We start from the raw sequence: 14,807 nt of genomic DNA on the forward strand, positions 1-14,807 counted from the left end.
ATCGTCCGCTGTCCTGTCTGGAATCTTGGCCGGATCCGGCCACCACGACGCCTTCATCTCCGTGGTTTCGCGCGGTAACTTCCCTGAAACGATTCATCAGAGTGGATCACCTGTCTGGCCAATGAGGAGAGTCAGGTGTCCCGGCGTTCCGAAGCATCGGCTGACGGCACGTCGGGCCCGGTCACGCGGCGAGATACGGCACATCACAGCAGAGAGCGGGATCAGGCTGATGAGGAGAACACGAGGGATCCGGACCGTGCTGGCGGCGGTCACCGCGCTGGTCGTCGGCTTCTCGTCGCCGGCGGTCACGGCCGACCGGGCGGGCGCCGCGGAACCGTCGCCCGACCGGTTGACGGTCGAGGCGCTGACGACCGAGCGGGCCACCGACCCGATCGGGCTGGACGTGGCGCGGCCACGGTTGGGCTGGACGATCCGGGCCGACGTACGCGCCGTGGTGCAGCAGGCGTACCAGATCCGGGTGGCCACCAACCCCGACGGCCTGGCCGCCGCCGACGTCTGGGACAGCGGCCGGGTCACCTCGCGGGACAGTTCCTTCGTCGAGTACGGCGGGCCGGCGCTGCGCCCCCGTACCCGCTACCACTGGCAGGTGCGGGTCTGGGACACCGCGGGCCGGACGTCCGGGTGGAGCGCGCCCGCCTCCTGGGAGACCGGGGTCAACGGGCCGCAGGGATGGCAGGCCGACTGGATCGGACTGCCCTCGCCCACCGAGTCGTGGACCGACTACACCGTCCAGACGCGGATCCGCCTGGAGCGGGACGCGGCCGGGATCTTCTTCCGGGCCCGCGGCGCGGGCAACGCCTACATGTGGCAGTTCTCCATCACCAACGGGGCCGCCAAGCTGCGCCCGCACGTGCGGGTCAACGGCACCTGGACGCTGCTCAAGGAGGTGCCGCTCGGCGCGGTCGTACCGGCCGACAAGCTGACCGCCCCGCACACCCTGCGCATCACCGCGGCCGGCGACACGGTCACCACCTGGGTCGACGGCACCCAGGTCGACGTCACCCGCCACGGCACCCATCGGGCCGGCGGGATCGGCCTGCGCACCAGCGGAGTGGAGGCCGGCGTCTTCAGCGACCTCACGGTTAGCAGCGGTGACCAGACGCTGTTCGCCGCCTCGCTCACCGACGGCGAGAACCCGTTCGGCGGCGGCACCGCGAGCGCGGCCGGGCTGCGGGTCAGCGGCGGCACCGAGGCGATGCTGACCGCACTGGACGCCAACCCGTTGCTGCGCCGCGGATTCCAGGTCGACGGGCAGATCGCCCGGGCCCGGGTGTACGCGTCGGCGCTCGGCGTCTACGAACTGTCCCTCAACGGGCAGCGCGTCGGCGACCACGAACTGGCACCCGGCTGGACCGACTACCACACCCGCGTGCAGTACCAGACGTACGACGTGACCGGCCAGCTCCGGCCGGGGGACAACGCCCTCGGCGCGATGCTCGGCGATGGCTGGTACTCCGGCAGCATCGCCTGGTTCGGCACCGACATCTACGGTTCCCGCCCGCACCTGAGCGCCCAACTGGTGATCGACTACGCCGACGGCCGGACCGAGACCGTACGCACCGACGGCTCCTGGCGGGCCACCCCGGGCCCGTTCCGGCAGACCGACCTGATCCACGGCGAGACCTACGACGCCCGCAAGCTCCCGGCCGGCTGGGACCGGCCCGGGTTCGACGACTCCGGCTGGTCCACCGCCAGCGTCGACGACACCGGCGCCACCCCCAAGCTGGTCGCCCAGGTCGACCCGCCCGTCCGGGTCACCCAGGAGCTGCCCGCCAAGACGCTCACCCAGCCCACCCCGGGCACCTGGATCTTCGACCTGGGCCAGAACATGGTCGGCAAGGTCCGGCTCACCGTCGACGGCCCGGCCGGCACCACCGTACGACTCCGGCACGCCGAGGTGCTCAACCCCGACGGCACCGCCTACACCGCCAACCTGCGCACCGCGCAGGCCACCGACCACGTCACCCTGGCCGGCGGCGGCCGGGAGGTCTACGAACCCACCTTCACCTTCCACGGCTTCCGGTACGTCGAGCTGACCAACTTCCCCGGCACCCCGGACCTCGGCACCGTGACCGGCCTGGTGATGCACACCGACGGCGAACTCACCAGCGAGTTCGAGACCTCCAACACCATGGTCAACAAGCTGCACAGCAACATCACCTGGGGTCAGCGGGGCAACTTCCTGTCCATCCCCACCGACACCCCCGCCCGCGACGAGCGGCTCGGCTGGACCGGCGACATCAACGTCTTCGCCGCGACCGCGACGTTCAACATGGACAGCCTCACCTTCCTCAGCAAATGGCTCCAGGACCTGCGCGACGCGCAGTCGGCCAACGGCGCGTACCCCGACGTGGCACCCCGGGCCTGCTGCGGCGACGGGGCCACCGGCTGGGCCGAGGCCGGCATCACCGTGCCCCACACGCTCTGGCAGCGCTACGGCGACACCCGGATCATCCGGGAGCACTACGACTCGATGGTGCGCTTCGCCTCCTGGCTGCAGAGCACGAGCTCGGGCAACCGGCGCACCAACGCCGGCCCGTACCTGGACTGGCTCAACCTCAACGACCCGACCCCCGGCCCGGTCATCGCCACCGCCTACTACGCGTACAGTCTCCGGCTGCTCGGCGAGATGGCCGCCGCCATCGGCAAGGACGCCGACGCCGCCCGGTACGCGGCGCTGTCGAAGGACGTCGCCCGGGCCTTCGTCGACTCGTACGTCACCGCCGACGGCACCGTCCAGGGCGACAGCCAGACCGCGTACGTGCTGGCCATCGGCCTGGGCCTGCTCCCCGACGAGCTACGCACCAAGGCCGCCGACAAACTGGTCGCCAACGTCCGGCGACACGACTGGCACCTGTCCACCGGCTTCCTCGGCACCCCCGACCTGCTGCCGGCGCTCAGCGACACCGGGCACCTCGACGTGGCCTACCGGCTGCTGCTCAACGACACCTACCCGTCGTGGGGATACGAGATCGGCAAGGGCGCGACCACCATCTGGGAGCGGTGGGACTCGATCAAACCGGACGGCAGCTTCGGCGACGTGGGCATGAACTCGTTCAACCACTACGCGTACGGTGCCGTGGGCGACTGGATGTACCGCACCATCGCCGGCATCCAACCCGACCCGGCCCACCCGGGCTACGGCCACCTCACCATCGCCCCCCAGCCGGGCGGCGACCTGACCTCGGCCCGGGCCACGTACCGGTCGGTGCGCGGCACCATCAGCACCGCCTGGCGCCTCGACGACCACGGCGACCTGCGGCTGGACCTGAGCCTGCCGGGCAACAGCACGGCCACCGTACGCATCCCGGCACCCAACCGGTACGCGCTCACCGAGAGCGGCCGTCCCGCCGCGCAGGCCGACGGGGTGCGGTTCGTGAAGATGGACGGCGACGTGGCGGTCCTCGAGGTCGGCTCCGGTGCCTACTCCTTCGCCGTCGACCGGGTGCTCGGCGACCTGGGCGGGGCACTCGCCGCGGTCGCGGCGACGACCACGCTGGTGGACGAGCTCGCCGCCGACCTGGACCGGTCGGTGGTCGCCCACCTGCGCGCCCAGCTCGGCAAACTGGACCGGGAGACGGCAACCGCGCAGCGGACCTACGCCGGCGGCGACCAGCGGGCCACCGCCGCCGACGTGCACCGGGCCCTGGCCACCGCTGCCGGCCTGGACCGCTGGCTCGACACGCAGGTCAAGGTGGGCCGGGTGCCGGCCAGCATCGCCGGCCGCCTCGCCACCCCGCTCACCCAGGTCGACCAGCGACTGTCCGCCGCCTCGTCGGCCCTGATCGGCGTGGTGGCCCGGCTCGACCTGCCGGTCGGGGAGTGGCTGCCCGGCGACCTGGTGCCGGCCACGGTCATCGTCCAGAACACCGGCGCCAGCAAACTGAACGGCCTGACCTCGACACTGCGCGCGCCGGACGGCTGGACGGTGACCCCGGTCGCCGGCCAGGACACCAGCGTCGCGCCCGGCGCGACCGTACGCCACGGCTACCGGGTGCGGATCCCGGCCGGCCAGTCGCCGACCACCGCCGACCTGAGCGGCGAGGTGAGCTACCGCTACCAGGCGGGCAGCGCGACCCTGCCGGTCGCCGGCCCGCTGGGCGTCGCCCCGGCGGTGGAGATCGTCTCGGCCACCGCGCAGCCCGCCGACGTCACGCCCGGCGCCACCGCGACGGTACGCACCGTGCTGCGCAACCGGGCAGCGGCGCCGGTCACCGGCCGGCTCACCACCACCGGGCCGGACGGCTGGCGGGTCGAGCCGGCCACGGCGGACTACCACCTGGCTCCCGGCGCCGAGACGACTCTGGAGACCAGGGTCACCGCGCCCCTGTCGGTGACCGAGGGGCCGGCCACCCTCACCGTCGCCAGCGGGACCACGGCCGCCGAAAGCCGGACCCTCGGGCTGCCGGTACGCATCCCCAACCCTCCGGCGGTCGCCCATGACCACATCGACCTCGGCGAGCCGACCTCCGAACGAGCGCACAACCTCGCCGCGTCGACCCACTCGGGCACCAGCACGGAGGCCGGCCTCACCCGTCGCTACACCAACGTCACCTACCCCGGTGGCTGGTTCGAGTTCGACCTGACCGTCGAGGCCGGCAAGCCGTTCATCCTGCGCGCGGTCGAGACCTACGACCAGGCGCAGTTGAAGGACTACGACGTCCTGGTCGACGGGGTGGTGGTGCACGCCCGGGCGTACCGGCGCACCGCCGGCGGCGCGGGCACGGTGACGTACCAGTTCGTCGTGGACCGGCCGGACCTGACGGCGGACGGCAAGGTGCGGGTGCGGTTCCTGGACACCGGCGAGGGCTACGACCCATCGATCGCCGACGTCTGGGCCATCCCGGTGGACCCGAACTCCTGATCTCCTCGACAACCAGGCCCCGAACGCGCCGGCCGCGCATCCGCGCGGCCGGCGCGGTGCCGGCCTCGCCCGGACGCCGGGCCTTGTGGTGGGCGGATAGCTTGTCGCCGTGAGGAGTGTGTCGGTGGCCGCCCCGGACGGCACGCGATGGACCGTACGCGTGGCGTGGGAGCCGCGCTGGCGAGCGCTCGCCCGACGTTTCGGCGGCTGGCGCCGGAAGAAGCGGAACGGGGACGGCGGTTCCGGCGACGTCGTCGACCCGGCGGTGCAGGTGGGTGACGCGGCAACGTCGGGTTCCAGCGGCGGTGGGGGAGGCGGGTTCGACCTGGGCGACGCGGTCTTCGTCCTGGTGGTCGTCTTCATCGCGGTCATCGCCGCCGCAGCCCTGTTCTGGTGGGTGTTGCTCCCGTTGCTGCTGATCCTCGTCGACCTCGTCGTCGCGGTCGTGCTGCTGGTCCTGGCGGTCCTGGGGCGGGTGCTGCTCCGCCGACCATGGACGGTGGTGGCGGCCGCCGGCAACGGCGAGCGGATCACCGCTGAGGTCGTGGGATGGCGTGCCGCGCTGCGTCGCCGTGACGAGATGGCTGACCTGCTGGGCCGCGGGGAAGCCGTCGACGCGGTCAGCCCGGCGAAGTAGCTACCCCGGACGTCCGGCTGTCGGACGTCCGGTGAGCCGGGCTACTCCGGTTGCGGGCCAGTGACGAGGAACACGCGACGGGTCCATCTGCTGGAGGCTAATCCGGCGGCGGAGTGTCGGTTACGGGGGCTAATGTGCGCTGCGGGCTAACCCCCGACCGGCACGTCTGCCCTGGGCAGGCGCGGTGCCGCCACCACCGCTCACCGTTCACCCGGCCAAATTCAGTTCAGGAGATTTCGTGACACAGCAACCTGTCGCGACACCACAGCCTGTCGCGACATCCGACAAGCTCGACGCCGCGGTTCTCAAGGTGGCGGGCGTCGTCGTGCTCGGCGCGATCATGTCGATCCTCGACGTGACGGTTGTCAGCGTCGCGCTGCCGACCTTCCAGAACGAGTTCGACGCGTCCTACGCCCGCGTCGCGTGGACGATGACCGCGTACACGCTCGCGCTGGCCACGGTCATCCCGCTCAGCGGGTGGGCCGCCGACCGGTTCGGCACCAAACGCCTCTACATGATCGCCCTGGCGCTGTTCACGATCGGGTCCGCCCTGTGCGCCACCGCCGACACCATCGGGCAGCTGATCGCGTACCGCGTGTTGCAGGGCCTCGGCGGCGGCATGCTCATGCCGCTCGGCATGACGATCATGACGCGGGCGGCCGGGCCGCACCGGATCGGCCGGCTGATGGCCGTCCTCGGCATCCCGATGCTGCTCGGCCCGATCGGCGGCCCGATCCTCGGCGGCTGGCTGATCGACGTGGCGAGCTGGCACTGGATCTTCCTGATCAACCTGCCGATCGGCGTCATCGCGCTCGTCTACGCGCAGCTCGCGCTGCCGAAGGACAACCCCGAGCCCTCGGAGTCGTTCGACTTCGTCGGCATGCTGATGCTCTCGCCGGGGCTCGCCCTGTTCCTGTACGGCGTCTCCTCGCTACCGGAGGCCGGCACCTTCGCCGACTCCGGGGTGTGGCTGCCCATGCTGATCGGCGCCGCGCTGGTGGTGGCGTTCGTCCTCTACTCCTTCCGGCCGCAGCACCCGCTGCTGGACCTGCGGCTGTTCCGCAACCGCCGGCTGACCATCGCGGCGGTGACGATGTTCGTCTTCATCATCGCCTTCATGGGTGCCGGCCTGCTCTTCCCGAGCTACTTCCTGCAGGTGCGCGGCGAGTCGACGCTGGCCGCCGGCCTGCTGATCGCGCCGCAGGGCATCGGCGCGATGCTCACCATGCCGATCGCCGGCATGCTGGCCGACAAGGTGCCGGTCGGCCGAACGGTGCCGTTCGCGCTGCTGCTGATTGTCGCCGGGTTCTTCACCTTCACCCAGGTCGACGCGAACACCTCGTACGTGCTGCTCTGCGGCTCGCTGTTCGTGATGGGCCTCGGCATGGGCGGCACGATGATGCCGATCATGACTTCGGCGTTGAGGACGCTGACCGGCCACGAGGTGGCCCGCGGCTCCACGCTGGTGAACATCCTCCAGCAGATCGGCGGCTCCGTCGGTGCCGCGGTGATGTCGGTGATCCTCACCAAGGAGCTGAACACGTCCCAGCCGATCCCCGGCGTGACCGATCCGAGTGGTAAGCCGCTCAGCGAGGCCGGGCTGGCCATCGCCGCGCAGCAGCGGCCGGAGCTGCTCCAACAGTTCCCGGTCGACCCGTCGCTCATCGAGCGCGGGCTCGACTTCGCCGCCGACGCGTTCGCCAAGACCTTCTGGGTGGCGTTCGCGCTGGTGCTGCTGACGCTCATCCCGGCCGCGCTGCTGCCCCGCCGGCGGGAGCGGTCGCACCTGCTGGACGATCAGCCCGGCGATCAGCCGGGTGACCAGCCGAGGACGCCGGTCGTCGTTCACTGATTTCGAGCGCCGGGGGCCGTCGGACACCTTCCGGCGGCCCCATCGGTGTCGTTGCGGCTGTCACCCGAGCCGGACGGTGCGCCGTCATCCCGGGGACTGTCGGCCGTCGGCGGCTGCGGCGGTGAGATCCAGGTGACCATCACGACAGAGATGATCATCAGGAGGAACCACGACGCGAGTTTCGACAGCGAAACCGGGTGCCAACCGTCCAACTGGCTGGGGTAGAGCCAAGCGTTCGACCAGGTGGCGATGTTCTCCGCCAGCCAGATGAAGAAGGCGACGAGGAGAAAGGCCAGCAGGAGCGGCATCCGCAAGCGGAGCCGGAATATGCGGAACTGCATGACGCAGCGCCCGAACACGAGCGCGACGACGGCGATGAGCAGCCATCGAACGTCCCAGACGTAGTGGTTGGTGAAGAAGTTGACATAGATCGCCACTGCCACGGCCGCCGTCGCCCAGTGCTTCGGATAGCGGGCGAAACGCAGGTCGAACAGCCGGTTGACCCGGACCAGGTACGAGCCGACCGCGGCGTACATGAAGCCGGTGAAGAGAGGCACCGCACCGAGCCGCAGCACGCCGTCGCCCGGGTAGGACCACGAGCCGATGTGGGTCTTGAACAACTCCATCGCCGTGCCGACGAGGTGGAACAGGATCACCACCCGCAGTTCGCGCAGGCTTTCCAGGCGTCCGGCCACCATCGCGATCTGAATGGCGACCGCGGCGAGCGTCAGGAAGTCGTTGCGGGTGAGCGCGGCGTCCGGCGGGTACCAGAGATGCGCGGCGAGGATGATCGCCAGCATCGCCCCGCCGAACACGCAGGCCCAGGCCTGTTTGAGCCCGAAGACCGCGAACTCGGTCAGCCAGCCGGCCGGTCCCCGCTGGGGCAACCGGGCCAGAATCGCACGGAACCGGGCATCGATCGCGCGTTCGGCCGTGGTCAGGGTGGCTGGTCCGGAAGGGGTACGCACCGCCCCGACCCTAGCCTGCCCTCAACGGCACCTACCGCGATGCCTTGCCGCGGCAATCAAGGTCGTATCGTGGCCGGCCGCCCCGCTCACCGACCTCCGGTGGACCGGGTAAAGCAGGCGGGGCCGGTGTCAGACGGACGACCCGCGAGCGGGCAACCTGCGCGACGTGCCGTAGGTGGTGCCGGCCCGGTCGCGCTCCAGCCAGCCGGTGTCGACCAGCATCCGTCGGACGCCGGCCACGTCGTCGGTGACTGCGGACAGCCGCCGGTTGATCTCGTCCTCGTCGCACGGGCCGTCGAGGTCGAGGAAGCGGGTGAGCATCTCGGACAGCAGCTCCCACCGCTCCGACAGGGTCGGCGGGAACGTGGTCAGCCGGCCATGCGAGAAGAAGTTGCGCAGCTCCGGATACACCACAAGCAGGCGGCTGACGGGCTGTTGACGGTCCAGGTCCGCGGCGGCCTCGCGTAGGGCGTCGAGCCGGGCCCGGTAGACGCCGGTACCGGTACCGGTGGCCACGCCGATCGCCTTAAGCCGGGCGAGCGCCTTCCCGGCCCTCGGCACTGGAACGCCGAGGGCGTCCGCCAGCTCGGCGACGGTGGCGCCGTCCTTGCCCCGGCCGGCGAGTTCGGCCAGTGCCCGCAGGCGCTCGGGGTCGGACAGCTGGGCGAGGACCTCCGCGGCGTGCGCGGCTTCGGCGGACATCCGGTCATTCTGCTCGGCGTCACACACGACCAGCGACCACGTTTCCGGCCGAGCGGGGCAGCGCGACCGTCTGCTGAGCCGGTGCCCGTCCTGCTGCCACCAACAACGGCGCTTCCACTCCGTGCCTCACAGGCGATCAGTCGCCCATGTCATACGCGGATTCGTCGACGAGGCCGGCCACGAAGCTCTCGAAGTCGGGGGCGAGGACGGTGATCCGGTAGTTCCACTCCTGGTCGACGTGCACGACGGCCGGCTCCCCAGGCGAGCGGTAGTCCAGGGCGACCATGTCGTGGCCCGCCGATGGGCAGTCGGCGATGTAGATGCCGATGTCGGGGTAGCCCCATTCCGCTACCCAGAAGGCACCGCCGAACTCGCCGCAAAGGCTGAAACGAGCAGTTCGGCCGATCGCCGCCAGGTTGCACACGCCAACGTGGTTCTCAGCCCAGGAGGTTCGGCTGGGTGCCGGGTGGGCGTCACGGGCGAACGAGCCGCCGTTGTGTCGACGGGCCAGGTCGACGTACGCGGTGGGCAGCTTGTGCCCGAGCTGCGCCTCCACCGCGCGCAGAGCCTCATCGGTGAGCGGAACCTCCAGTGGGCCGGAGCTGTCGAAGACAGTTGCGGGATCGAGCACGGGCTGACGGTAGTCGCTCGGCGTCAGTTCCAGGAACAGCCCACCCCCCAGGATGGCGGGTCGATGGCAGACAGATCGCGTACGGATCATGCAAGATCGTCCTCGGCGCGCCGAGACGTGGAGGTATTGCTATGACGCCAGACGGGCGGAGCGGGTGTCTGCCCCAGGTTGTGGTGCGTGGCCGAGCGAGCGACCGGCCATCGACCACCCCGGGTAGCGGTGGGGTGGCGTCAATCGTATGTCTGGAGATGTCATGTTCGCGGAAATAGGCAGAGTTGTTGGGACGCTCGTGCTGGCCTACATCGGATTCCACGCGTCGGTATTGATCCTGACGCTTGTTTTCGGCCGGTCGCCCGAGCTGTTGTTACCCCCGATGGGAGTCGCTGCCTTCATCGTCTGGTGGTTCCTCCTGCGCAGGAGCGCTCGACCATAGGGCGACCATGACCGGAGTGGTGTGCCGGTACCAGGAGTGCCAGCGGCGTACCTGCGGCTCGTCCAGACCGATCATCTTCCGGTTGATACAGGTTTCGATGCGCCAGTCGGTGTATGCCAACTCGACCAGCTTCCGCAGCGAGACCCACCCGCACCGGCCGACGGGCCCACGTGGCGTGGTTAGTTAGTTGCGCGGCAGAGGTGAGGAAGCAAAGCCGTGCACGGCATCTGAGCGACTAACTGGGTGACGATCGGGCCGGACGCTCACGGACGAGCGTGGACCCGCAGGACCCTTCCGACGGGTCAACCAGGGTGCAGCCGCAGGTCAGCGCCCCATGTTGGTTGCCTGGGGGTCAAGGGGTACTAAGCCTACCCCCAAGTTCGACTCTGAGTCGCTTGACCAGATCCCGAAACATCTCTTGGGTTCGGTCGAACTCTTCGCTAGCCGTCGCCGGTGTCGTCTCATGTAGTCGGCTTACAAGTTCTTCCATTAGTTGTACGACAGGCGGGCTGTAAAGAAGATGAACTGCGGTACGGGCATTCTGCATGCGGCCGCGCCGTTCGTGCCGGTCATCTTGGTTCATTCCCTCCTCGCCCAGCCAGCGGTAATGGTTGAGTAGATAGCGGGTCGGCGTGATGAAGTCGACGGCCGCTCGCAGCATTTGATCTCTACGCCACTGGCGTCGTTCGCGCACGCCATGTAGCCATGCGCCAAGGATCACCGCCGCCATGCTGACGAGTGCGCCAAGCGATCCAGCTATGAGCTTGTCCATGCGGGCCGTCGCTAGGTCGCCAAAGATGAACCAGGGATGACCGACTCCTCTTCCCCGCCAGCATTTTGTTTATCCACAATCTGTCCAAACCTGCCGGTTTCTTGCCAGTGGCGAATCAGCCTAACCCACCACTCGGGGTGCTCGAAGGCGATTCTGCGGAGGATTGGGCTGTGGTCGTAGAGGAAGTTCGCGTAATTCCGCCATCCTTCGTACTCCTGGACAGGCGGCATGAAATCTACGGTCATAAGCCCGTAGTCCAGTATGTCGCCGAGCATTTCCGCCACCAAGAGGAGCTGGATTCCCTCCTCGGTTCTATCGTCCGGTGGCTGCTCATTTGAGTAGAAGTATGGGCGAAGGTGAGGGCTTTCGATCAGCATGGTCTGAAGTGCATGCAGGCGCTCGATGCCGTTATACATTGCACTCAGAGCAGATATGCCATTACTAATTCTCGTCTGCTTGACTAGGTGGCGGGTCTGGAATGCCAAGAAACCGAGAGAAGCGATTACGCCAACCGATGCAACTATTTCCGCTGTGGCGGCAGCCATGTAGCCCTCCTCTGGAGCCTTCTGCCTCCAGGCTAGGGCTTGCGCGCCATATGGAGCCTGGGCGACAGCGCGCGGGCTGCCAAGGTGCCCCTGGAGGCCGGGCCCACCGAAGCGGCTGGGCCGTCCGGGCGGTTACAGGGCCGTCAAACGCCGACCAAAGATGACCAACTGCGACCAATAGTGCCGGGAGAAACCGCAGGTCTGCCGCCACATAGTGGCAGCTGACCTAGTGGACGACGGACGGGTCGACCTGTACGCCGGATCCTGCGACGATGCGGACCATGTCTCGGCCGCGCCTCGCCCTCATCGCCGGCACCTTGATGCTCGTCTCAGCTGCCGTGGTCGGGTGCTGTGCTCCTGTTCCCGCACTCCTGGAGCCCCAACCACACTGGGGTGACCCGGCCGCCGACCGGACAGAGTGGGACCGGATCCTGCCGTGGCTCATCGCTGCGAGCTGTGGTTATCTCCTGATCGCGTTTCCGCTCCTGGCCTACGGGCTTGTTGGGTGGCGAATGGAGCGGCGTGCCCGGGTCGCGGCGAAAGGTGGCTGTCGACAGCAATGGTGACAGCAACAGGGCCGAACGGTGAGAGCCGAAGCCAGCCGGCGACGGATCAACGCCCGGCGTCAGAGACGTGCGTGGACGGAGCCGGCTGGAGCGCCCAGAACTTTCGAACGAGGGGTCACGGTCCTGCCCGCGGGCACTTGGCTTCCGTAGGATCTACTCAGCGACGAATACGCCCACGCCGGGCAGCGTCTCGGTCATGCCTTTGATCCGTAGCACCTGCATGGCGCGGTCGATCACTGGCTCGGTGACCCCGTAGTGCTCGATCAACTCTCGCCGGCTGGGCAGCTTGGAGCCCGGTGGGAACTCGCCGGATGCGATGCGTTCGGCGAGGTCGTCGGCGATCTGCTCGTAGCGGTAACGCGGTGGCACGGTGTTTCCCCTCGGTTGGCAACACGAGTAGACCACCTACGTCAGCCCTTGACTACCCAACGGTACCTATGGGAGGTTGCCGAGGAGGTCGATTCCCTCGGTTGGCGCTGTGGGCCGTCCTCGCTGGCGTGGATGTCCGGCGCTTCCCCTGCGATCGGGCATCCACGCCTCCGATAGCTGCGGCACGAGGAGGCGGCGGTGCTCCTTTCACCTTGGCCGGTACGACAGTTCATGGCTCAGGGGGCGGTGATGCGTCGATGAGGCGGGTCTCGTACGACGAGTACGTCCTGGCGGTCGCGCTGACCCTCGCGCGTCGGCATCGGCCGGCGTGGTGTTGGCGGCGGTGGCGGTGGGTCTGCCGGTGTGGAGGTGAGTTGCCGTGTCGCGCCCGGCATCGGATTCCGATCAGTCGTGGCCACTGGCCGTGGGAGGGGGCGGGGGAGCAGTGAACGACGGGCAGGAGCGGGCCATCCTTGCGGTTCACGTCCGTGGGGTCGACGGCATGTGCGTCGGCTGCCACGCGTGGTGGTCGCGGCTGGCGCCGTACCCGTGCTGGCAGGTGGAGTGGGCGACCAGTCGGCAGGCCCGGACGATCACTGATCGGTTCCTCGGTGGTGTGCGGTGACCACCCACGGCCCGGTCATGCCGATCTGGAGCTGCGGAGGCTGCGACCTGCCCTGGCCCTGCCCGACGCGGAAACGGGAGCTGCGGGCGGAGTATGCCGATGCTCCGGTGTCGTTGACCCTCTACCTCGGCAGCTATCTCGTCCAGGCCACCGAGGACATGCCCTGGACACCGGCCGGCGTGCTGCACCGCCGCTTCCTCGGATGGGCCAGGAAGTCCGACCGGTCCACGCCAGCAGTACAGCAGTGGCGAACAGCAACCGTGCCAGCCGAACCGGGCTGAGAAGCGCGCCAGCAGGCCGTTTGACCTCGCATCATGCCCGACGACCGCCTTGCCGACATTTCACACCGAAGAGGTCGCCTCTCAGCCAGGAGATGACGTTCAAGCCGCGCGAACGCTCAACCTGTGGGTGGCTAACGAGACCTGCCCGCTGACGGCCACCGACCGCCCGGCGGTGGTGACCACGTGGCGTGGTTAGGGACAAGGTGAGAATGGCGCCGACAGTAGTCTGAGTACGGACCGGTGAAAACCAAGGGAGAGCAACGAGATGAGACCACTTCGATACTCGATCAACGTCACACTCGATGGCTGCTGCCATCACGAGGCGGGGCTCCCCCCTGACGAGGAGTCGATGCGCTACTGGACTGCTGAGATGGAGCGAGCCGACGCCCTGCTGTTCGGCCGGGTGACCTACGAGATGATGGAGTCGGCGTGGCGGCGGCCGGCCACGGGCACGTGGCCTGACTGGATGGATGAGTGGAGGATCCCGTTCGCCGAGACCATCGACCGGGCGAAGAAGTACGTCGTGTCGAGCACGCTGAGCGGGGTCGATTGGAATGCCGAGCTGGTGCGAGGCGACTTGGGGCAAACGGTTCAGCGGCTCAAGCAGGAGCCAGGCGAGGGCCTGTTCGTGGGTGGCGTGACGCTCCCCCTGGCGTTGGCAGATCTGGGCCTGATCGACGAGTACGTGTTCGTTGTGCAGCCGGTCCTTGCCGGACACGGGCCGACGTTGCTCGCCGGTCTGCGCGAGCGCATCCAGCTCGAGCTCGTGGATCGCCATGAGTTCCGGTCGGGGGTGGTCGCCCTGCGGTTCCGGCCCACGCGAGTAACGGCTTGACGTGATGGGTCCTGGCACGTTGGTCGCTGCCTCGCGACGGAACGACGTTGCCCGCCGAGGCCCGCGCCGCTCGGTTGCCGGGATCTCCGCTCATCGTGGCGGGGGCGTCGGCCGGTGCCCATCTCGCCCTGCACGTCGGCTTGCGCGGGGTCGATCGTCCCGGCGATGTCGACGCGGTGCTGGCCTTCGAACCTCCGGTTGACCCGCTCGCACCGGACTGGCCCCGCGCTCGCGTCGAAGGAAACCCGTGGCAGCGCCTCCTGGGGCACGTCCCGGCGCCCGGCGACGCAGCCACGCTTGACTGCACGGTGACGACGCACGTCGGCACCGGAACACCGGTGCTGCTCATGCACGGGATGAGCGACGACGCCGTGCCGCCGACACAGACGCTCGTACTTGCCGCAGCTCTGCTTGCCGCCGGCCATCCGGTGCATGTGGCGGTGGCCGACGGAGCGCACGGCGAGCTGGATCTGCGCCGCCCCGATGTTGACGCCTTCGTCAGACGCTTCCTCGTCGCACAGACCGCAGCCGTGATCCCGAACGTGGACGGGTAGGTGGCAGGGGCAGCAGGAAGGCCGCCTTCCACGCTCCGAGGTGGTTCACGTATTCGCCTTGCCGGTATATAACATGTGCAATGGCACAGCCGCACGGCGGCGACCGTCGTCGTGCCCAGGCTCACCGTGCGCGAACTCAGCACCACCGTCCT

12 protein-coding genes and 2 pseudogenes are annotated in these 14,807 nt (G+C 68.9%); 7 read left to right on the forward strand and 7 right to left on the reverse strand.

Annotated features, from left to right (window positions below; all coding sequences use genetic code 11):
* The first annotated feature begins 229 nt into the window (after nt 1-229).
* The 3 genes from C1I95_RS01500 to C1I95_RS01510 all read left to right on the forward strand — a co-directional run bounded on the left by C1I95_RS01500 (nt 230) and on the right by C1I95_RS01510 (nt 7,374).
* Nucleotides 230-4,885 carry a family 78 glycoside hydrolase catalytic domain gene (locus C1I95_RS01500; protein ID WP_111211919.1) on the forward strand — a complete coding sequence of 1,552 codons (4,656 nt, stop codon included), beginning with the start codon at nt 230-232 and terminating at the stop codon, nt 4,883-4,885.
* Between the two features lie 109 nt (nt 4,886-4,994).
* Nucleotides 4,995-5,522, forward strand: coding sequence for a hypothetical protein (locus C1I95_RS01505; protein WP_146605608.1), 528 nt, complete (start codon nt 4,995-4,997; stop codon nt 5,520-5,522).
* 238 nt (nt 5,523-5,760) lie between these two features.
* A complete protein-coding gene (locus tag C1I95_RS01510; protein WP_111211921.1) occupies nt 5,761-7,374 on the forward strand; it encodes a DHA2 family efflux MFS transporter permease subunit in 1,614 nt (537 codons plus the stop codon).
* Here the strand turns inward: C1I95_RS01510 and C1I95_RS01515 are convergent.
* The 7 genes and pseudogenes from C1I95_RS01515 to C1I95_RS01540 form a co-directional block, all read right to left on the reverse strand.
* The gene (locus C1I95_RS01515) at nt 7,368-8,342 is read right to left on the reverse strand and encodes a DUF817 domain-containing protein (RefSeq protein ID WP_111211922.1); all 975 of its coding nucleotides are present in this window, start codon (nt 8,340-8,342) and stop codon (nt 7,368-7,370) included. The two genes, C1I95_RS01510 and C1I95_RS01515, sit on opposite strands and share 7 nt — an antisense overlap.
* A gap of 129 nt (nt 8,343-8,471) precedes the next feature.
* Nucleotides 8,472-9,044, reverse strand: coding sequence for a DUF2087 domain-containing protein (locus tag C1I95_RS01520; protein WP_111211956.1), 573 nt, complete (start codon nt 9,042-9,044; stop codon nt 8,472-8,474).
* A gap of 136 nt (nt 9,045-9,180) precedes the next feature.
* Entirely contained in the window at nt 9,181-9,675 is a 495-nt protein-coding gene (locus C1I95_RS01525; protein WP_233513213.1) for an SMI1/KNR4 family protein, read from the reverse strand.
* 433 nt (nt 9,676-10,108) lie between these two features.
* A pseudogene (locus tag C1I95_RS37260) lies at nt 10,109-10,252 on the reverse strand (IS701 family transposase); the annotation flags it as partial.
* A gap of 208 nt (nt 10,253-10,460) precedes the next feature.
* A complete protein-coding gene (locus C1I95_RS34710; protein ID WP_146605609.1) occupies nt 10,461-10,880 on the reverse strand; it encodes a hypothetical protein in 420 nt (139 codons plus the stop codon).
* Nucleotides 10,881-10,891: 11 nt separating this feature from the next.
* Complete coding sequence (locus tag C1I95_RS01535) at nt 10,892-11,425, reverse strand: hypothetical protein (protein ID WP_146605610.1); 534 nt, start codon at nt 11,423-11,425, stop codon at nt 10,892-10,894.
* A gap of 719 nt (nt 11,426-12,144) precedes the next feature.
* Nucleotides 12,145-12,396: a winged helix-turn-helix domain-containing protein gene (locus C1I95_RS01540; protein ID WP_111211926.1), complete on the reverse strand. Its 252-nt coding sequence runs from the start codon at nt 12,394-12,396 to the stop codon at nt 12,145-12,147.
* A gap of 226 nt (nt 12,397-12,622) precedes the next feature.
* Here C1I95_RS01540 and C1I95_RS37020 point away from each other — a divergent pair.
* The 4 genes and pseudogenes from C1I95_RS37020 to C1I95_RS01560 form a co-directional block, all read left to right on the forward strand.
* Nucleotides 12,623-12,985 (forward strand): annotated as a pseudogene (locus C1I95_RS37020) (hypothetical protein); the annotation flags it as partial.
* The gene (locus C1I95_RS01550) at nt 12,982-13,266 is read left to right on the forward strand and encodes a hypothetical protein (RefSeq protein ID WP_111211927.1); all 285 of its coding nucleotides are present in this window, start codon (nt 12,982-12,984) and stop codon (nt 13,264-13,266) included. The pseudogene C1I95_RS37020 and the gene C1I95_RS01550, both read left to right, overlap by 4 nt.
* 265 nt (nt 13,267-13,531) lie before the next feature.
* Complete coding sequence (locus tag C1I95_RS01555) at nt 13,532-14,101, forward strand: dihydrofolate reductase family protein (RefSeq protein WP_111211928.1); 570 nt, start codon at nt 13,532-13,534, stop codon at nt 14,099-14,101.
* 47 nt (nt 14,102-14,148) lie between these two features.
* Complete coding sequence (locus C1I95_RS01560; protein ID WP_233513215.1) at nt 14,149-14,655, forward strand: alpha/beta hydrolase family protein; 507 nt, start codon at nt 14,149-14,151, stop codon at nt 14,653-14,655.
* The last annotated feature ends 152 nt before the right edge of the window (nt 14,656-14,807 follow it).

The organism is Micromonospora craterilacus, assembly GCF_003236315.1.
Lineage (GTDB): Bacteria > Actinomycetota > Actinomycetes > Mycobacteriales > Micromonosporaceae > Micromonospora > Micromonospora craterilacus.

Excerpts from the sequence above, each read along its gene's own strand:
- C1I95_RS01500 (WP_111211919.1), top strand. The coding sequence starts at position 230 with ATGAGGAGAACACGAGGGATCCGGACCGTGCTGGCGGCGGTCACCGCG.
- C1I95_RS01520 (WP_111211956.1), bottom strand. The coding sequence starts at position 9,044 with ATGTCCGCCGAAGCCGCGCACGCCGCGGAGGTCCTCGCCCAGCTGTCC.
- C1I95_RS34710 (WP_146605609.1), bottom strand. The coding sequence starts at position 10,880 with ATGGACAAGCTCATAGCTGGATCGCTTGGCGCACTCGTCAGCATGGCG.
- C1I95_RS01535 (WP_146605610.1), bottom strand. The coding sequence starts at position 11,425 with ATGGCTGCCGCCACAGCGGAAATAGTTGCATCGGTTGGCGTAATCGCT.
- C1I95_RS01555 (WP_111211928.1), top strand. The coding sequence starts at position 13,532 with ATGAGACCACTTCGATACTCGATCAACGTCACACTCGATGGCTGCTGC.